Source organism: Glutamicibacter arilaitensis Re117, assembly GCF_000197735.1.
GTDB classification, from domain to species: domain Bacteria; phylum Actinomycetota; class Actinomycetes; order Actinomycetales; family Micrococcaceae; genus Glutamicibacter; species Glutamicibacter arilaitensis.
In genome coordinates, this window is sequence record NC_014550.1 from 3,494,273 (window position 1) to 3,512,134 (window position 17,862).

The 17,862-nt window shown below is 62.3% G+C and carries 23 protein-coding genes; 13 read left to right on the forward strand and 10 right to left on the reverse strand.

From position 1 onward, the window contains the following. The first annotated feature begins 175 nt into the window (after positions 1 to 175). Together AARI_RS16705 and AARI_RS16710 are read left to right on the forward strand one after the other, a co-directional pair. A complete protein-coding gene (locus tag AARI_RS16705) occupies positions 176 to 712 on the forward strand; it encodes a hypothetical protein (RefSeq protein WP_013350419.1) in 537 nt (178 codons plus the stop codon). After that, complete coding sequence (locus AARI_RS16710; RefSeq protein ID WP_013350420.1) at positions 713 to 1,168, forward strand: DUF421 domain-containing protein; 456 nt, start codon at positions 713 to 715, stop codon at positions 1,166 to 1,168. A 47-nt stretch (positions 1,169 to 1,215) separates the two neighbouring features. On the opposite strand, the gene AARI_RS16715 is transcribed toward AARI_RS16710, so the two are convergent. The 6 genes from AARI_RS16715 to AARI_RS16735 form a co-directional block, all read right to left on the reverse strand. Beyond that, positions 1,216 to 1,542, reverse strand: coding sequence for a hypothetical protein (locus tag AARI_RS16715; protein ID WP_013350421.1), 327 nt, complete (start codon positions 1,540 to 1,542; stop codon positions 1,216 to 1,218). A 2-nt stretch (positions 1,543 to 1,544) separates the two neighbouring features. Beyond that, complete coding sequence (locus AARI_RS16720; RefSeq protein WP_013350422.1) at positions 1,545 to 2,138, reverse strand: cysteine hydrolase family protein; 594 nt, start codon at positions 2,136 to 2,138, stop codon at positions 1,545 to 1,547. Between the two features lie 201 nt (positions 2,139 to 2,339). Next, on the reverse strand, positions 2,340 to 2,588 hold the full coding sequence (locus AARI_RS16725) for a hypothetical protein (protein WP_013350423.1): 249 nt from the start codon (positions 2,586 to 2,588) through the stop codon (positions 2,340 to 2,342). Positions 2,589 to 2,789: 201 nt separating this feature from the next. Further along, complete coding sequence (locus AARI_RS16730; protein ID WP_013350424.1) at positions 2,790 to 3,038, reverse strand: hypothetical protein; 249 nt, start codon at positions 3,036 to 3,038, stop codon at positions 2,790 to 2,792. 27 nt (positions 3,039 to 3,065) lie between these two features. Beyond that, the gene (locus tag AARI_RS19805; protein WP_013350425.1) at positions 3,066 to 3,221 is read right to left on the reverse strand and encodes a hypothetical protein; all 156 of its coding nucleotides are present in this window, start codon (positions 3,219 to 3,221) and stop codon (positions 3,066 to 3,068) included. A gap of 28 nt (positions 3,222 to 3,249) precedes the next feature. Next, positions 3,250 to 3,516 (reverse strand): DUF7218 family protein, encoded by a 267-nt coding sequence (locus AARI_RS16735; RefSeq protein WP_013350426.1) that lies wholly within the window; start codon positions 3,514 to 3,516, stop codon positions 3,250 to 3,252. A 314-nt stretch (positions 3,517 to 3,830) separates the two neighbouring features. On the opposite strand from AARI_RS16735, the gene AARI_RS16740 reads away from it, so the two are divergent. Next, entirely contained in the window at positions 3,831 to 4,772 is a 942-nt protein-coding gene (locus tag AARI_RS16740) for an SDR family oxidoreductase (RefSeq protein ID WP_013350427.1), read from the forward strand. Positions 4,773 to 4,877: 105 nt separating this feature from the next. On the opposite strand, the gene AARI_RS16745 is transcribed toward AARI_RS16740, so the two are convergent. Then, positions 4,878 to 5,966, reverse strand: coding sequence for a hypothetical protein (locus AARI_RS16745; protein ID WP_049862685.1), 1,089 nt, complete (start codon positions 5,964 to 5,966; stop codon positions 4,878 to 4,880). 165 nt (positions 5,967 to 6,131) lie between these two features. Between AARI_RS16745 and AARI_RS16750 the strand changes: the two genes are divergently transcribed. Continuing rightward, positions 6,132 to 6,413 (forward strand): hypothetical protein, encoded by a 282-nt coding sequence (locus AARI_RS16750; protein WP_013350429.1) that lies wholly within the window; start codon positions 6,132 to 6,134, stop codon positions 6,411 to 6,413. Between the two features lie 42 nt (positions 6,414 to 6,455). After that, complete coding sequence (locus AARI_RS16755) at positions 6,456 to 7,628, forward strand: alcohol dehydrogenase catalytic domain-containing protein (protein WP_013350430.1); 1,173 nt, start codon at positions 6,456 to 6,458, stop codon at positions 7,626 to 7,628. Between the two features lie 4 nt (positions 7,629 to 7,632). On the opposite strand, the gene AARI_RS16760 is transcribed toward AARI_RS16755, so the two are convergent. Continuing rightward, the gene (locus AARI_RS16760; RefSeq protein WP_226910473.1) at positions 7,633 to 8,175 is read right to left on the reverse strand and encodes a Ku family protein; all 543 of its coding nucleotides are present in this window, start codon (positions 8,173 to 8,175) and stop codon (positions 7,633 to 7,635) included. Between AARI_RS16760 and AARI_RS16765 the strand changes: the two genes are divergently transcribed. From AARI_RS16765 to bcp, 3 genes are all read left to right on the forward strand, one after another. Beyond that, positions 8,150 to 8,653, forward strand: coding sequence for an ATP dependent DNA ligase (locus AARI_RS16765; protein ID WP_049862687.1), 504 nt, complete (start codon positions 8,150 to 8,152; stop codon positions 8,651 to 8,653). The two genes, AARI_RS16760 and AARI_RS16765, sit on opposite strands and share 26 nt — an antisense overlap. Positions 8,654 to 8,672: 19 nt before the next feature. Continuing rightward, a complete protein-coding gene (locus tag AARI_RS16770; RefSeq protein ID WP_013350431.1) occupies positions 8,673 to 8,930 on the forward strand; it encodes a DUF4235 domain-containing protein in 258 nt (85 codons plus the stop codon). 196 nt (positions 8,931 to 9,126) lie between these two features. Next, positions 9,127 to 9,603 carry a thioredoxin-dependent thiol peroxidase gene (bcp, locus tag AARI_RS16775; protein WP_013350432.1) on the forward strand — a complete coding sequence of 159 codons (477 nt, stop codon included), beginning with the start codon at positions 9,127 to 9,129 and terminating at the stop codon, positions 9,601 to 9,603. Between the two features lie 97 nt (positions 9,604 to 9,700). On the opposite strand, the gene AARI_RS16780 is transcribed toward bcp, so the two are convergent. Beyond that, entirely contained in the window at positions 9,701 to 11,077 is a 1,377-nt protein-coding gene (locus tag AARI_RS16780; RefSeq protein WP_041649128.1) for an NAD-dependent succinate-semialdehyde dehydrogenase, read from the reverse strand. Between the two features lie 596 nt (positions 11,078 to 11,673). Here AARI_RS16780 and AARI_RS16790 point away from each other — a divergent pair. The 3 genes from AARI_RS16790 (at position 11,674) to AARI_RS16800 (ending at position 14,559) form a co-directional block, all read left to right on the forward strand. Then, positions 11,674 to 13,068, forward strand: a complete 1,395-nt coding sequence (locus AARI_RS16790; RefSeq protein WP_013350434.1) for a cryptochrome/photolyase family protein — start codon at positions 11,674 to 11,676, stop codon at positions 13,066 to 13,068. Positions 13,069 to 13,477: 409 nt separating this feature from the next. Next, a complete protein-coding gene (locus AARI_RS16795; protein WP_041650329.1) occupies positions 13,478 to 13,888 on the forward strand; it encodes a DUF4383 domain-containing protein in 411 nt (136 codons plus the stop codon). Continuing rightward, the gene (locus AARI_RS16800) at positions 13,885 to 14,559 is read left to right on the forward strand and encodes a hypothetical protein (RefSeq protein WP_013350436.1); all 675 of its coding nucleotides are present in this window, start codon (positions 13,885 to 13,887) and stop codon (positions 14,557 to 14,559) included. The genes AARI_RS16795 and AARI_RS16800 overlap by 4 nt, the downstream gene beginning before the upstream one ends. Before the next feature lie 60 nt (positions 14,560 to 14,619). On the opposite strand, the gene AARI_RS16805 is transcribed toward AARI_RS16800, so the two are convergent. Continuing rightward, positions 14,620 to 15,681 (reverse strand): 2,3-butanediol dehydrogenase, encoded by a 1,062-nt coding sequence (locus AARI_RS16805; RefSeq protein WP_013350437.1) that lies wholly within the window; start codon positions 15,679 to 15,681, stop codon positions 14,620 to 14,622. Between the two features lie 195 nt (positions 15,682 to 15,876). Here AARI_RS16805 and AARI_RS16810 point away from each other — a divergent pair, with 195 nt between their 5' ends. Together AARI_RS16810 and AARI_RS16815 are read left to right on the forward strand one after the other, a co-directional pair. Beyond that, positions 15,877 to 16,284, forward strand: a complete 408-nt coding sequence (locus tag AARI_RS16810; protein WP_013350438.1) for a very short patch repair endonuclease — start codon at positions 15,877 to 15,879, stop codon at positions 16,282 to 16,284. 179 nt (positions 16,285 to 16,463) lie between these two features. Beyond that, entirely contained in the window at positions 16,464 to 17,747 is a 1,284-nt protein-coding gene (locus tag AARI_RS16815) for an MFS transporter (protein ID WP_013350439.1), read from the forward strand. Positions 17,748 to 17,862 lie beyond the last annotated feature (115 nt).

Genomic DNA, 17,862 nt, shown 5'->3' on the forward strand with positions numbered 1-17,862 from the left:
CTTTCGACAGCAACTGTGCCACCGGCCACCTGCTGGTTCAAGACCTTGGCGGCAATTCAAAGCAGACCCGGGCCGCGCATCGCATCCTGCTCGAATCCTGTGAACTTCTGCGATGCCAGTGCCACTGGTGCACAGACGCGGATAGTCTCGAATCCATTGGGTCGAAGGAGCTCACATGGTCAATATCTTCCAGGCAGAAGTCAACGACTCCACCTTGGACGACGTCGTTCCAGAAAGTGCCAACAGGTGGCGCAGGCTGCTGAGCCTGATCACCCTTGCGGTGGTTGCCGCCCTCGTGATCGCGGCGGGCTTCGGGATTTTCGAGCAGGAGCGCTCCGCATCCGTTGGCAACGGCCAGCTGCAGATGGACATCGATTTCCCTGGCACTGTTCGTGCGGGCAACGAGATGGATCTGGCCATCTCGATCACTTCTGCGCAACCGCTGCCCGAAACGGTGGAAATTTCCATCTCACAGGAGTACTTGGATTTCTTCGAGGACTTCGCGGTGCTTCCCGAAGCGCAGTCGCAAAGCAGCGGACGGCAGAGGGCCGTCGACTTCGAGCTGTCCGCGCAGCCAGGAGCGCGCCATGCGGTCTTCCACTTCAAGGGGCGCGCCGCCGATGACTGGGCTCCGAGAACCGATGGACAGGTGGCAGTGGAAGTCGGCGGTTCCACGCTGTCTGCCGATATCAGAACATGGAGGATGCCATAAATGGATATTGTCATCCGCGCTGCGATCGCATTCATTGTGCTGTGGCTGGTGACCCGCGCCGCGGGCCGCTCCACCTTGGGCGAGCTGTCCTCATTCGAACTGGTGCTCTTCGTGGTCATGGGCGATCTGGTGCAGCAAGGCATCACCATGGAGGACCGCTCGCTGCTGGGCAACCTGCTGGCCGCATTCACCATGGTGCTGCTGGCGGCCATCCTGGCCTATGCCAACATGCGCTGGCCGAAGATCGGCAAGTTGACCCAAGGCCGGCCCATCGTGCTGATTCGCGATGGGAGCATCGACCGCAAGGCCCTGCATGCCGAGCGCATCGGACTCGATGAGCTGAGCATGCTTGCCCGGCTGGCCGGCATCGAGGACTACAATTCCATCCGGTTGGCGATCCTGGAAGCAAACGGCAAGGTTTCGTTCTTCACCCACGAGGCGCAATCCCAGCAATGAGCCTGCGCCCCGGCCGGATACCGGGGGCGTGGCCCATGCTCCGGGGACTATTGCTGATCGGGGTCCTGCCGCTGGTCCGGCAGGTTGGCGTCCGGTTCCTGTTCCAGCTCTTCGGCGTAGGCCGCAAGCTCGCTCTCATCCGCAGCTCCCTGCCTGCCATCAGGCTCGGGCAGCAAGGTTTCGGGATTCAGCGCCAGTGATTCTTCGTCGTTCTGCTCCAGTATCTGCTGGACGCCGTGCAGCGGGTCTTCGCCGCCATCGCCCTGCGGTGCATCCGGGGTGCCGGGGGCTGGCTGGCCATCTCGCCCATCCATCGGTTCATCCGCATCGCGGTCCTGGCGCACATCATCGAATTCCGAATTATTCAGTGACATGATTACTCCTTTTCCGATTTCCATTGGGAAATTATGTGGTTGGTTTCCAGCAGCTTCTGCCGGTGCTGCTTGCGCATGAATTCCAGCGTGGAGGATTCGAAATCCGGATCCCCGCTTGCGGTTGCATCCCTGGCCACCGCAACGGGAAGGTTCGCCGCGAAGGCATCCGCTGCCGTTGCGGAAATGCAGGTATCAGAGGAGACCCCGGCAATCACCAGGGAGTTGGCCCGCCGGACCAGCAGCAGATCGCCCAGCCCCGTGTTCCAAAAGGCGCGCTCCCGGCGCTTGATCACCTCGATGGCACCGTCCAGCAGCAGTTCCGGCAAATACGCGGCACTGCTGGTTCCCTCGAACAGGTAGCCCTGCCCATCCTCCAGCATCTTCAGGGTCCACGTTGACCTGTCTTCCTTGTGCACCGTGCGCACGCTGATCACCGGAATGCCCGCCGCGTTTGCGGCCGCTGCCAGCCGGTTGCAGTTGGCTGCCACCTGCTTACGGCTTCTTGCCAACGCGGGGTCGTCGAAGAAGCCGACTTGCAGGTCGATCAGCAGCAGCGCCGGATTGCTGAAGTCGCTGGTGGAAGATGTCTGGCTCAAGGCTCAATCGCATTCCGCGCAATGCACGCAGCAATACGCCAGCGGCTCGTGGCGCACCACGTGGCCCAAGATGGCGCACTCGAAGCTGTAGTAAGTTTCCCGTGCGCGTGCCTTTGGTGATCGAGAACAGCGGTTCAGTTCCATTCCGGCAGGTAGCGCAGGCTTGCATCGGTTGCCTCCTGGAATCGGCTTGCCCTGCGGCTATCGCGTCTCGGGCTCATCGCTGTACTGGTCTTCGCCATCCACGTCCATATCCGGATCGGTGCCGATGGCCGGATCCTCGGCTTGCGGGTCATCCTCCAGCTCGGAGGCATCCATATCGTCGTGCGGAAGGTGCTCGTCGTCGGGCTGTCCCAGCGGCCAGGCTTTCTCCACCAGATCCTGATCCGGATCCTTGAATCGCTCGGTCGCGTTCGCAATGGCTTCCTTGGCCTTGTCAATGAATCCCATGTTCCTCGTCCTTCCAAATTGCTTTGCGTCGGTCATCTACCAATTACCAGCTGGACCCCTGCCCGGTACATGCTTAATCGGGTGTTGTCAGGTTCCCGGCCCGTCCACCTGCCAAGAGTGTCTCCTACCCGGGCAAGGCGAAGATGAAGGAGCTGGCGGGAAAACACGTAGTTTTTCCGCCAGCTCCTTCGTGTCCCTGCGCTATCTGCCGTTGGCGTCGGTACCGCCGTGCGGATCATCCAGCGTGCTAGGTCCGCGGATCACCCGATACAGTCCGTACAGGAAGACCAGCGCACCCCATCCGGCAACAATCCACATGGGGCCGGAGGTGCTGTCCGGGGCGGCCAGCACCGCATAGATGGAGAAGCCGATGGCCAGCAGGCCGCCGACCACCACCAGCCAGATGCCGGGGCGGCGCTTTCGCTGCGCTCTTGCCGGATTTCCAGTCATGGCATTTCCTTTCGCAAATGATCGGGTTCATCCCGCGTCGTAGCGGTCCTCGTTTTCCTCTGACCGCTCTTCGGTGTTCTCCTTGATGTCGCCTCGACGGGCTACGCGCTCGTCACCGGGCTGGACTTCCTGGCCAGGTTCGGCTGTGCGGGCCGGGTTCTCTTCGTTCTTGCGGTCTTCCATTACCGATCTCCTGTTCTCGGGCGGTGGGTTATGAATTCCGCAGGGCCTTGATCAGCTCTGCCTTGCGCATCTTGGATCGGCCTTCGACACCGATTTCCCTGGCCCGATCTCGCAGCTGCTGCACGCTCCAGTCCTCGTAGTCCCCGGCTTTGCCCCCGCGCTTTCCCACGGCCGAACGGCCATCGCGGGCAGCGGCATTGGCGATGCGTGCGGACTTCTGCTTGGAGTTCCCCTCATCGCGCAGTTCCTCGTAGAGTTCTTCGTCCTTGATCCGGCTGCTGTCCTTGCCTGCCATTTCTCTCCTCTCCCGTGCGCTCGGCCAGCGATCGCTCCGCCGGCATAGTGGCCTTCTGCGCACCACGGTAGCCCGGTGCTTGATGCGGCAACAGGGTGGCGACAAGACTCTGCGCTGAATCCCAGACTCCTGCGCTAGCACAGTTCCATTGCCGGTGCATGAAGCTGGATCCTTGCCTCAAGAAGGCTGGCCGTTGCCGCCAAAACCGCCGTCCGCGATTCAGCTGCGCCGCATTCAGGCGAACACTGGAATCATCCTGGACGCCGCTGGCGGCTCCGCCCCGGCGTCCTTCCGGCAACAGCAGGAGGAAAATCATGGCAGAAAATAATTCCCATCATTCCGCCGGCCAAGAGACGGCCCCGGACGGAGCATCGGGCACCGGGCAGCAAGAGCGCGCCGGCAAGGAACGGATCAGTCCTCCCGAGCAGCGCCAGCCCGAACCGGGCCTGGACCAGGAATTGCGGCCCAAGGCGGATCACGGCGAGCACAGCTACAAGGGCAGGGACCGGCTGACCGGCAAGCGCGCACTGATCACCGGAGGCGATTCGGGCATCGGGGCTGCGGTGGCCATCGCCTTCGCGAGGGAAGGCGCCAAGGTGGCCTTGGCCTATCTGCCTTCCGAACAGCCTGATGCAGATGCCATCGCCGGGGTCCTGGAAGATGCGGGAGTCGAAGTGCACCTGCTGCCCGGGGACCTGCGCGACCGCAACTACCGCGATTCATTGATTGATGAGGCGGTGGCCGCGCTGGACGGCCTGGACATCCTGGTGAACAATGCCGGCAAGCAGATCAGCGTCGAGTCCTTGGAAGACCTGAGCGATGAACAGATCGAGGCGACCTTCGATGTGAACATCTTCGCGATGTTCGCCCTGAGCCGGGCGGCACTGCGGGTGCTTCCCGAAGGCGGATCCATCATCAACACCACGTCCATCCAGGCTTTTGATCCCTCGGATCATCTGATGGACTATGCCGCGACCAAGGGAGCTATCAGCAACTTCACCAAATCGTTGGCATCCCAGGCAGCGAAGAAGGGCATCCGGGTCAACGCCGTGGCGCCCGGTCCTATTTGGACTCCGCTGCAGCCCTCCGACGGCCAGCCCATCGAGGCGCTGCCGAAGTTCGGCCACGACACCTGGCTGGGCCGGGCCGGGCAGCCGGTGGAACTCGCCCCGGCCTATGTGTTCCTGGCCAGCGACGAGGCATCCTATGTCGTCGGTTCAACGGTGCACGTGAACGGCGGCAAGAACCAGCCGTAGACGGATCCTCCTGCATTACCGGGAGCCTGCCCCAACCGTGCATCCAGCACAGGGGCAGGTTCCGGACCGCTGGAGGCGCATTGGAATAAAGCGCTCATCCGAGGATTACTGAACGTCATCCTTGCTGATGATGAATTCCATATTCCGCCGCTCGTATTCGCGCTGGCTGAAGGTGGCACGCTGGACTTCCTTCACTTCATCGAAGCTGGATCCGATGGCGCCGCCCATGGTGCCCAACGATGACGCCAGCCACGCAAGGTTAATGTATTCGGCCAGCGTGACGTCGTGGCGCAGCTGGTAGGCAAGGTATTCCTGGTCAATGACAATCAGTGATCCTGCCAGCAGCGCCAGGAACATCAGCAGGTACATGGCGGTGGCTGCGAACCCGACGGTGAGCACTGTGGCCACGTTGTAAACCACGATCCGCTCGCGGCGGCGGTGGCCCTTGGGCTTTTCCCACAGCCGGTTATGCAGCAGCAGCCACAAGGTGAGGATCAGGATGCTGGCTACCGTGATCATCACCAGCCTGCGGTTGGGCAGGTAGTCGGCCATGGACCAGATGCTGGTGTAGAACACGCCGAAGGCGCCGGTGGCCACTGCGCCGGCCATCGCCGAAGAGAGCCTGGGGACCAGTTTCCATGGTCTGTTGCTGCGCACCATCCCGGCGATCAGCAGCAGCCGCCCGCGCAGGCCCTCGATGCTGTTGATCCGGTTGTGCTCGTTTTCCAAGTCCTGCCTGCTGGCGTGCACGCTCATGGCCCGTCCCAGCGGAGTGGGCGGCAAAGCAGGCCGGCGTCCGGTGGCCAGTTCCCTGACCAATTCGGCCAGTTCCTTGGCGACCGTGCGCGGACGGGCCAGTCCCAGGCTGGGCATGGAAAGCACCGCTGACCCCTCTGCAGGGGAAATGACGGTGCGCACGGGACGGCGCTGAACGTAGTGCGGCGCATCGGTGAGGTAGATGATGAAATCCCATCCGTGCTTCTGGCGCAGCTTGGGCACATGGTCGTTTAGCACCACGCGTCCTGATTCGCCCAACGGCAAAGAGAAGGGAGCAACTTCCACATTCCATTCGGAACCGTGTCCGTGCAGCTTCTCCAGCACCGATTCCAGACGTTGGCTCACCTTATTGGCCATGGCATGCGCAATGCCAGGATCGGCAATCACGCCTACCGTGCGCGCTTGGGTTTCTTCCATGTTCAAGGATGCCTCGCTGCTAGTTGGTTCCGGCCGGGGCCACATTGCCACCCACCCTAGGCACCTTGGCCCAAGACCGCAGGGCCATCCAGCCTCTTCGCAGGATCCACCAGCTCGCATCCAGTCTGGATCCGCGGAATTCCGGGGTTTCCAGATTCACAGGCAATGCCCACCCCGGCGGTCTTGTTGTCGCTTGCCGGTTATGGAATGGTCTGGGGCATCCAACCGAACAACCCAGGAGCTGAGCCATCGATGGATTCCACCGACCGCAAAGAAGAACAGCACCCCAGCGGTTCGGGCCAGCCCGGCGCGCAGCCGGAGCAGGACCTTAATGGAGAACAGAACCAAGAAGAGAACACTGTCGGGGAGCATCCGGATGCTTTCGAGCAGCCGGCCGAAGAGCAGGATCCGAGCAACGTGGACACCGACCAGTTCAGCACCGACTGATCTGCAGTCACCTTACCGGACGAGGAACGAAGGAGAAGCATTTTGAAGGCACTGACATGGCAAGGCAAGCGCAAGATCGGCTACAGCGATGTACCGGATCCGGTGATCCAGGACCCGGGAGACATCATCATCAAGGTCACTTCCACCGCCATCTGCGGCTCGGATCTGCATCTCTACGAGCTGCTGGGCCCGTATATGCATGCCGGTGACGTGCTCGGGCACGAAACCATGGGCATCGTGCAGGAGATCGGTTCCGGGATCACCAACTTGGCGGTGGGCGACCGCGTGGTGATTCCGTTCAACATCTCCTGCGGACACTGCTGGATGTGCGAGCACGGGTTGCAGTCCCAGTGTGAAACCACCCAGGTGCGCAAGCATGGCAAGGGTGCGCAGTTCTTCGGCTATTCCGAGCTCTACGGGCAGGTCCCCGGCGGCCAGGCCGAGTACCTGCGCGTGCCGCATGCCGACTACGGGGCGGTGAAGGTCGGCCAGGAGCTGCCGGACCACCGCTACCTGTTCCTCTCGGACATCCTGCCAACTGCATGGCAAGGCGTGGAATACGCCAATGTCCCGGAGAACGGCACTCTGGCGGTGTACGGGCTGGGACCGGTCGGCCAGTTGGCAGCGCGCATCGGACGCTACCTGGGCTACGAAGTGCTGGGCATCGATCCGGTGGCTGAACGCCGGGCCATGGCCGAACGCCACGGCATCAAGACCTTGAACTTCACCAAGGACACCGTGGGCGAATTGCGCGGGCGCACCGGCCGGGGACCTGACTCCGTACTGGATGCGGTGGGCATGGAAGCCCACGGCTCCCCGGTCTCCTCCATGTTCCAGCAGGCCACCGGCCTGCTGCCGGACAAGGCCGCGCAGCTTGCCATGGAAAATGTTTCCGCGGACCGCACCAGCGTGCTGGATTCGGCCATCGACGCGGTGCGCCGAGGCGGGACCCTGTCGATCAGCGGGGTCTATGCAGGCGCCGCCACCCCGATGCCGATGCTCAAGCTCTTCGACAAGCAGATCCAGATCCGCCAGGGCCAGTGCAACGTCCGTTCTTGGACCGAGCACCTGCTGCCGCTGGCCGAGGATCCCGGCGACCCGCTGGGCTTGGATGACCTGGTCACCCACGAGCAACCGCTTTCGGCCGGTCCGCAGATGTACGAGACTTTCCAGAAGAAGCAGGATGCCTGCATCAAGGTGGTACTCAAGCCTTGAGCCGCTAGGCGCTCTTCGTCCCGGAACCGGAGGCCTTCTTCTTGCTCGGCGAGGAGGAGGCCTCCTTCGCGGTTTTCTTCTTGGCCGCCTGCTTCTTCTTCGCGGCCGGCTTCTTTGCCCCGGTCTCCTTCTTGGCCACAGGTTTCTTTTCCGCAGGCTTTGCGCTCTCCCCGGACTGGCCGGCCCGGCTGGAGGACTTTGCCTTGCGCCCGCCGATGCTGCGCTTGAGCGCTTCCATCAGGTCAATGACATCCCCGGACCCCTCCTCGGATTCACCAGCTCCGAAAGTGGCCTCGGTATCCAGATCCTCGCCCTGCTCGATCTTCGCCTCGATCAGGGCCTGCAGCTGCACCTGGTAGTCATCCTCGAAGTCCTGCGGAGTGAAGTCCCCGCTGTACTGCTGGACCAGGGTTGCGGACATCTTCAGTTCCTGGGCGCTGATCTTCGGGGCTTTCTCCGGGGCCACCTGCTGTGCATCGCGCAGCTCATCGGCCCACATCACCGCCTGCAGCACGATCACCGTGGAGCGCACGCGCAGCACGCCCAAGCGCGTCTTCTGGCGCAGCGCGAAACGCAGCTCCGCCTACGAATTGGGAGGGCGCAGCGGCAGCTGGATCAAGATCAAGCACCAGCGGCACCAGGAAGTGGTGGTGATCGGCTGGCGGGCAGGCCAGGGATCGCGCACCCGCACCCTGGCCTCGTTGCTGCTGGCCGTACCGGGCGAGGACGGCTTGGAATACGCCGGCCGGGTGGGCACAGGATTCAGCGATGCGCAGCTGGCAAGCATCCGCGAGCGGCTGGGGAAGATCGAACGCCAAACTCCACCGGCCAAGAACGTGCCTGCGGCGCATCAGCGCGATGCCCACTGGGTCGACCCCGAGTACGTGGCCCAGGTGCGCTACAGCGAGCTGACCGGCGAGCGCCTGCTGCGCCATCCGGTCTGGCGTGGCTGGCGCGATGACAAGCAACCGGATCAAGTCCGCTGGGAAGCGGAGGATCTGGCCGAAGGACCCGATTCAAAGTAACTACTGCAAGGAGCACAACATGAAATTGCTGGTAAAGATCTTCGGAACCCTCGTCTCCCTGGGCGCAGGCTGGCTCGGAGCCAAGCTCGTCTCCGGGATATGGCACAAGGCCACAGGAGAAGAACCGCCCTCGCTGGCCAATCCGGACAAGCAGCAGCAGGCCGCTGCGGGCAAGGTCCTGGTCTTCGCGGTGATCTCCGGTGCCAGCGCCTCGGTCATCCAGGCGATGGCCAAGCGCTGGACGCAGAAGCTGGAGGCAAAGGCCGGAGCCCGCTAGCGGCTGCGCCTGGTCGAGGCGCTGCTTGGAACAAGTCCGCAGGTGCCGCTAGCTGTTGATCCGTGGCTCGGCTACGGAGGATCGCAGTCCAGCGGCACCTGCGGCCTGCCGTGGAACTGGTGGCCCGGGCTCTGGATAATTCCCCACCATAGGCATAAAATGAAATACGAATATCACAATACGAAAGTAGGAACAGATGTCGGAAAATTCCACCGTACTTGCCGCAGGGGATCAGGCTCCGGACTTTTCGTTGCGCAACGCCGACGGGGACACCGTTTCCCTGGCAGACTACGCAGGCAAAAATGTCATCGTGTACTTCTACCCGAAGGCTGCCACCCCGGGCTGCACCATTGAGGCCTGCGATTTCCGGGACAACATCAATTCCCTGCTCGGCGCCGGATACTCGGTGCTTGGAATTTCCCCTGACGAGCCCGCAGAGATCGCGCAGTTCGCCAACGATGAATCACTGAACTTCCCGCTGCTTTCCGACCCGGACAGCAAGGTTGCCAAGGCATACGGTTCCTACGGCGAGAAGTCCAAGAATGGCAACACTTTCGTGGGCACCTTGCGATCCACCGCGGTGGTGGCTCCCGATGGCACCATCAGCCAGATTGAATACGGCGTGGAAGCGCGGGGCCACGTGAGCCGCCTGCGTGAATCTTTGGGCGTCTAAGCGCTACCAGGCTTCCAGCCACAACGAAAACTGCTCCTTGGCAATCGAAAATGTTCCGATTGCCAAGGAGCAGTTGCCTTTGTGCGCTAGGGATACCCTAGCGGCCGGCGATCTTCACCAGCTTGTGGTTGATGAACTCATCCATGCCGTACTTGCCCAATTCGCGGCCGATGCCCGAGCGCTTCACCCCGCCGAATGGCAGCTCCGGGAAGGAAGCTGAAGGCTCGTTGATGGCCACCATGCCGCTTTGCAGCTGAAGCGAGATCCGCTCTGCGCGCTCAAGATCCTTGGTGTGGATCGAAGCGCCCAAACCGTAATCGGTGTTATTGGCCAAGGCCACCGCTTCTTCCTCGGAATCCACCTTGTAGAGCACCGCAACCGGACCGAAGAGCTCCTCGGAGAACGCACGCATCTGCTCAGTTACTCCGGCCAGGATGGTCGGCTCGTAGAACGCACCGTCGCCTTCTACCGGCTTGCCGCCGGCCAGCACCGTGGCACCCTTGTCGATGGCGTCTTGAACCTGGGCGGCCAAGCCATCGCGAGCGGCGGCTGAAGACAGCGGGCCCAGGAAAGTCTCGGCCTGGGTCGGATCTCCCACCTTGATTCCGGAGACCTGCTCCACCAGAGCCCGGGAGAAGTCCTCGTAGACCGAGGAATCGATGATGAAGCGCTTGGCCGCATTGCACGCCTGGCCGGTGTTGCCGAAGCGGGCGCGCATGCCCAGCTTTGCGGTACGCGCGATATCCGCATCGTCCATGACCAGGAATGGATCCGAGCCACCCAGTTCCAGCACGACCTTCTTCAGGTTGCGTCCGGCAATCTCCGCCACTGCGGAACCGGCACGCTCGGAACCGGTCAGCGAAACCCCTTGGACACGGCGGTCGGCGATGATGTCTGCAACCTGCTCGTTGGTGGCAAAGATGTTCACGTAGGCGCCCGCCGGGGCCGCCGCCTCCTTGAAGATCTCCTCCATGGCCAAGGCGGATTCCGGGCACTGCGGCGCATGCTTGAGCAGGATGGTGTTGCCGTTCATCAAGTTGGGTGCGACGAAGCGGGCCACCTGGTAGTACGGGAAGTTCCACGGCATGATGCCAAGCAACGCACCCACCGCTTCCTTGCGCACCAGCGCCTTGCCGCCCGAGGCGATTTCCAGCTCCTCGTCGGCCAGGAACTTCGGTCCGTTCTTCGCGTAGTAGCGGTAGATGGCAGCTACGATGCCGATCTCCCCCATCGCTTGCTTGATGGGCTTGCCCATTTCGCGGGTGATGATCGCTGCCAGTTGCTCAGCGCGCGCCTCGTAGATATCTGCCACGCGCTCCAGCAGGGCGACGCGTTCATCCAGCGCGGAAAGCGACCACTGGGTGTAGGCGCTATCCGCCTTGGCGATGGCATCTTGGATCTGTTCATCGGTGGCAGTCGGGTAGGTTGCTTCGACTCCGCCGGTGGCTGGGTTGGTTACCGCATACATGCTCATGCTGCTCCTTGGAAATCCCGTCGATTAGTGTCCACAGCCCAGTCTGCCAGCAATGCCCCGGCGTTTGGCAAGCAGATGCCGCTGGAAGTCCAACGCTCCATGCCACCGTGGCGCAAGCTGCCGCAGTCGAGCCCTGGTCTGGCAGTATCCAGGTCCAGCGGCAGTTGGCCAACCAGCTCATCTCAGGTTCTTTTTCCCGCAAAGTGGCGCGATAAATTGCACGAGCTGCTGGTGTTTCAGCGGATTGTTGATGCGCGTCTGCAATATGGGCACTTCACCCGCCCCGATGGACAGGCTCCCCCGTTGCTCCCCGGGCCAAGCCAGCGACTTCGTTCCGCCATTCATCGGCGCACTGCAACCCGTCTGGATCGCATTGCCGCGGCCCATGCATGCGCGGTGAGCTGCAATTCCTGAACGCTGCGCCTGGGAGTTGGCCGAACCCGCCCCGCAGCGGCCAAGGTTTCCATCACCTGCTTGACCACCTCAAACGCACTTAGTTGCCCGAGTTCTCCGGAACGCGACCCCGGCTGAAGGCACAAGTCGATTTCATTAGCTAAGCTAACCATCTAAGCCGCTGATCGGAGGAAAGAGTTCAAATGAACCAATCACCGCTGCCGTTGCAGCTCATGTGGTTCCGGGATGACCTGCGCACCGCAGACAATCCGGCCTTGTCTTCTGCGCTGGCCGCAGGGCCAGTAATCGCAGTGTTCATCCTTGACCAGCAGTCCCCTGGCATCCGTCCATTAGGCGGTGCGGCAAAGTGGTGGCTGCATCACGGGCTGAAGAGCCTGCGGGCCGCATTGGAGGACCTGGGCATACCGCTGGTGCTGCGCAAGGGTCCTGCGGACAGCATCATGACGGAACTGGCCCGGCAAACCAATGCGCAGGCCGTTCACTGGAACCGGCGCTATGGCCAACCGGAGCGCGCGGTGGATACCCGGGCCAAGACGGCACTGCGCGGCCTCGGGCGGGAAGCCCGCAGCTACCCCGGCACGCTATTGCACGAACCGTGGGAGCTGCTGACCAAGAAAGGGACCGGCTACAAGGTTTTCACCCCCTTCTACAACGCCCTGGGCGACAGCGCCATCAGGCCCCCACTGCCGGCGCCATTGGGACAGGACACCTTCAGCGCAGCCGGGATCCCGAACGGCCTCGAACTGGAAGACCTCGAGCTGCTGCCAGCCACGGCGCAATGGACAGCTGGATTGGCCGCGCAGTGGGAGCCAGGCGAAGCCCCTGCCCGCCATCGGCTAGAAAATGTCCTGGAGTCAATTGCCCAGGATTACCCGGAGCATCATGACCGCCCCGATCTGGACGGCACCTCTGCCTTGTCCCCGGCCCTGCGCTGGGGGCACCTGGGTGCCCACGAGATGTGGGACGCCCTGGGCCGGCTTGCCGCCGAGAATCCCAAGGCTGGTGCAGGTGCCACTGCCATGCGGCGCCAACTGGCATGGCGGGATTTCTGCTGGCACCTGTATTACCATCACCCGCAGCTTCCGGACAGGAATCTGCGCACGGATTTCGACCACTTCGACTGGGTTTGGCCCGAGCAGGACCAGCAGGTTGCCAGCTACGTGCAGCTATGGCAGAAAGGACGCACCGGCTTCGGGCTGGTGGATGCTGGCATGCAGCAACTATGGCAGACCGGATGGATGCACAACCGGGTTCGCATGGTTGCAGCCAGCCTGCTGGTCAAGAATCTGCAAGTGCACTGGAAGGTCGGCGAGCGCTGGTTCTGGGACACCCTGGTGGATGCGGATATCGCCAGCAATACCGCCAATTGGCAGTGGGTTGCTGGCAGTGGTGCCGATGCGGCACCCTATTTCAGGGTCTTTAATCCGGAATTGCAGGCGAAGAAATTCGACCCGCAGGGAAGCTATGTCTCTCAGTTCGCGCCGTTGGCCGCACAGCCGATCGTGGATCTGAAGCAATCACGGCTCGACGCATTGGATGCCTATGATCAGATGAAGCTCCGACTTGGCGAAATCTGAGGAACGCACCCCTGCCTTTCACGCAATTGCGCATTCCCCGGCTCCGGATCATGGCAGCTGCGGCATCTTGTGGTCGCGAGGCATCGCTGGACATTCAATGGAAAACTCATTCCGGCTTCCGGGCAACAGGAAGCTGAAGCCCGCCGATCCACGAAGATCTTCACCTGCTCCTCGTTGTTCTGATCCGTAACTTCTTCAGCTCACTTCTTCAGCGCATCGGCTTCCTTGCTGGAGGGATCCAGAGCGAATACACACAACCACGGGCTTGCGTGCACCCGAAGAGTTAAAAAGATCCGGTCAAGACCAATCCGTCTCCCGTCGTTCTCCGAAGAACTTCTACAGGGTTCCTTCCGGAACCCGCAGAACTCGACACGGACTAGAATCCGTGTCCCAGGAAGGACTGATTGCCATGCGCACATCGCCTAACCGCTTGCTCGCAACGATTTTCGGGGCCGTGTACCTCCTTGTCGGCCTGCTCGGGTTCCTTGTCACTGCCGGCGTGGACTTCTTCGCAACAGAGGGCGGGAAGCTGATCATTTTCGAGGTCAATCCACTTCACAACGTCATCCACTTGGCCATCGGCGCTGCGCTGCTCATCGCTGGGCTCGGATCCGTGCGTGCTTCGAAGCTCGCCAACACCACAGTGGGCGCCGTCTACCTCCTGGTTGGCATCCTCGGCCTCTTCTTGGCCTCAACAGCGCTGAACATCATTGCCCTGAACGGTGCAGATAACGTCCTGCATCTAGCCAGCGCGATTGTCCTGCTGTCGGTAGGCCTGTCCCAGGACCGGACGCCAGCAGCCCATACTGCACGGTCATGATTTCCCACGAGGCCATGGAGCCTGCCACCGAACCTGCCACGCAAGGGCGAGATGCAGTTGCGGGCTCCGTTGCCTTCGGCGGCCTCTATGCCGGGATCGCTGGTCTGGGAGTCGCGGCGCTGGCCGCGGCCTCCTCCGCCAGTCTGGCCTCGGCATTCGGGGTCGGGTCTGCCTCGGCACCGTGGTGGGCGTGGCTCGGCGCGATAGCATCCGCGGCCTGGGCCGGGGTGGCGCTGGTGTACGCCGTCGCCAGTCTGCTGAAGGCAGCGGCCCCTGCCGTGAAGCTTGCGGTCCCCTGCCTGGCGCTCGTCTCCTCCGTGCATTTAGCCAGCATTGTTGCCGGCCTTTGGGGGTTCCCGGAGGGAGCGAAGAATCTGGATCTCACTATTGCTTCCTTGCTGCTGCTTGAGCTGTCGGTGCTGGCGGTCTTCGTGTGGCAGCGCAAGCGGCGGAAGAACTATCCGCACCGGGCAGTGCGGTCCAGCAGCCTAGTTGTCCTCGGGAGCATGTTTGCCGGTTCAGTTGCGGTTGCGGCGGTTGCCAGTTTGGGGTTGGCAGCTTCGTCCGCCGGAGAACTGGCGGTACCGCATTCCGAGCACGGCATTCACCATTCGGGAGACATCGACCCGGGAATCATTGGCAAGATGAAACAGGCAGAACACCACCACTAGCCGCAGCCCGGGGGCCAGTGCCAGGTATCCTACTGGCCCCCCATAGCCGAGGATTGCTGGCTACGCCCGCGGATCAACGATGATCTTCACGTGTTCCTCGTTGTTGTTGATCAGCTGGTCAAAGCCTTCGGACACCAGTGCATCAAGTCCGATGCGCCCGGTGATGAACGGCGCGAGATCCAACTTGCCGCTTTGCACCAATGCAATGGTGTCCGGATGGTCATTGGCGTAGCCAATGGTGCCGCGCAGGTCGATTTCCTTTAGCACCAGCTTGGGCATGTCCACTTCAGGCTTATGCCCCCAGATCGAGACGTTGACGATCACCCCGCCGGGAGCCACCGCGTCCAGGAGCATGTCCAGCACCGCCGGGACCGAGGAGCACTCGAATCCGGCATCCGCACCACGGCCGCCGGTCGCCTCGCGCACCTTGTCCGCCACGTCCCCGTCCCTCGGGTCGAAGACCTCGTCGGCAACCCCGGTTTCCCGTGCCTTAGCCTTGCGGGCCTCGGAGAGTTCCGAGATGTAGACCGTCAGCCCCTTGGCTTTGAGCACCGCTGCGGTCAGCAGGCCGATCGGGCCGGCCCCGCCCACGATGGCTACCTGCCCGGCCTGAGCACCGGAGCGGACGAAGGCGTGGTGGGCTACGGACAGCGGCTCGATCAGCGCGGCTTCATCCAGTGGGATCTTGCCGATGGGATGCACCCAGCGGCGTTCCACGACGATTTTCTCGGATAGCCCTCCGCCGCGGCCGCCCAGGCCGATGAAGTTCATGTCCCGGGAGAGCTGGTACTGCTGGCCTTCGCCGGTGTCCACATCCTCGTGGATGATGTAGGGTTCCACCACGACGTTCTCGCCGACTTCGAGGCCAGTGACGCCCTCGCCCAGGGCGGTAATGGTTCCGGAGAATTCATGGCCCATGGTCACCGGCGCGCTCTCCCCGGAAATCGGGTGCGGATGCCCTGCCGGCGGGATGAAGATCGGGCCCTCCAAGTATTCGTGCAGATCGGTGCCGCAAATGCCGCACCAGGCCACGTCGATGGCCACTGTTCCCGGTTTCAGCTGCGGCTCATCGATGTCCTCGATCCGGATGTCCTTCTGGTCGTAATACCGTGCTGCGCGCATGGTCCCCCTCGATTCTTCTGCCTGTTGTTGACCGGCCCGATGCCGGCCGGTGCTTCCAGCACCCAAGCTACTACGGCCGCCAGGGTTTGAGAACCGTTGCAAAAGGTTTCATTCCGGAAACCCAGCAAGCCATCCAGCCAAGGCCCAGCCATAGGCACACGACTTCTTGGCGGCGCACAATGGACTATGGACATCATGTCGGCGGCGCAGCGTTCGGCGCTCATGTCGCTCATGTCGCGCATTTCCAGCAAGGACACCGGGCCGGAACTGGCCTTGCGCCGATTGCTGCATGCCGCCGGGTACCGCTACCGCGTGCACGGCATCCTGCCCGCGCGGCAAGTTGCCCAGCTGCGTTCTTCGCATCCCGAGATCCCATTGCGGGGCGGAAAGCTCCCCGGTTCCCCGGATCTGGTCTTCAGCGCCCGGCGCAAAGCCATCTTCGTCAACGGCTGCTTCTGGCACGGCCATGACTGCCCGGTGGGCCAGCGCCGACCCGCGTCCAATACCGGCTATTGGAACCCCAAGCTGGATGCCAACATCGCCCGGGACCAGCGGAACCTGGATCATCTGGCTGCTCTCGGCTGGGAATCGCTGACGCTGTAGGAATGCGAGCTGAAGTCCATGGATAACGTCTTGCGCAGAACTGCAAGCTTTCTCGGCCCGGCACGAATACTGCCGCGCGGCGCAACCCCGCAGCCGCCGGGCCATGGTGTTGGCTAAGATCGGAGAGTCCACCCGGCCCAGAGCACCGCGGCCGCGCACTATAACTTTCCCAGAGGGCCATGAAAACCAGCACGTCCCGCTTCGAAGTCCCGGTACTCCTGGGGACGCAGACGCTGTTCAATATCGGCTTTTACGCTGTCGTTCCCTTCCTCGCGGTAGTCCTGGCAAACGATTTCCTGCTGGCATCAACGGCAGTGGGTCTGATTCTGGGCATCAGAACCTTTGCCCAGCAGGGGCTGTTCTTGGCCGGAGGAACTCTTGCGGACCTCTTCGGTGCCCGCACCATGATCCTGATCGGCTGCGCGGTCAGAGCCGCGGGCTTCCTGACCCTGGCAGCCTCCTTATGGGCCAGCACTCCCATGCTGTGGCTGTTCGTCCTTGGCACCCTGCTAACCGGATTCGGCGGAGCACTGTTTTCACCCGGGCTGAGCATTCTGGTGGCCGCCGCGCAAACTGCCCGGGATCAACGCCAACGTCAAGAAGTTCGCAAGACCTCGCTTTTTGCTTGGCTGAGTATCACGGGAGAAATCGGCGCCGTCACCGGGCCACTGGTGGGTTCCGCCCTGTGGGGCTGGGGCTTTTCCACCGTGGCAGGATTCGGAGCGGCATTCTTTGTGGCCATTGGCATTTTCTTGGCCATCACGTTGCGCGGCGAAGGCCACGCAAGCTCCACGGGGCCGTCCGATAAAGCGAAATCAATAGTTTCCAAGCCGCGTGGCAGCCTGCGTCACTGCATGAAAGATCGCGCGTTCCTTGCCTTCTGCGGATTGCACGCCTCGGACCTTCTCGCCTACAACCAGCTGTATTTGGCTATCCCCTTGGAGCTGGATCGCCAGGGGTTGGATACGCAGTGGCTGGGCTTCATTTTTGCATGGATATCCATCTTGACCCTGGGCCTGCAGCTTCCCGTTGCCTGGGTGGGCGCAAGAATCGGTGCTGCGTCAACGTTGCGCGCCGGCTACTTGCTGAGTGCCGCGGGATTCTGCGTGCTCGCGTTTGTCCCCGCTTCAGTTTTCGGGGACGGCACCAGCCCGGCACGCATTCTTTGCGCGGTAACCCTGCTGACTTTGGGCCACATGAGCGTCCATCCCACCGCGCTGGGACTGGTCCCCAAATTTGCTGGCCGAAATGCCTCCGGTTCTTATTTTGGCTTGCTCTCCAGCTGTGGCGGCCTGGCAGTGCTTATGGGCAACGTGCTCTTCGGCTGGCTGCTGGCGCAAGCCGAGGCTTCGACCATTGTGCCGTTCCTCCCATGGATGGTGCTGATTGTTCCGCTGGCACTTGCATCATGGCTTGGCTCGCGGGTGGTTCAACGGCGCGCACTGGATCAATACCGAGCATGAACTACGACACATAACGTGAAATTCCGGTGGAACTTCCACGGCTTACAAGAACTTTTCACTACTCAGCCGGTGTTCCCCTGATGCCGCAAATTCCTTTGGTGCACGGGATGCTTTC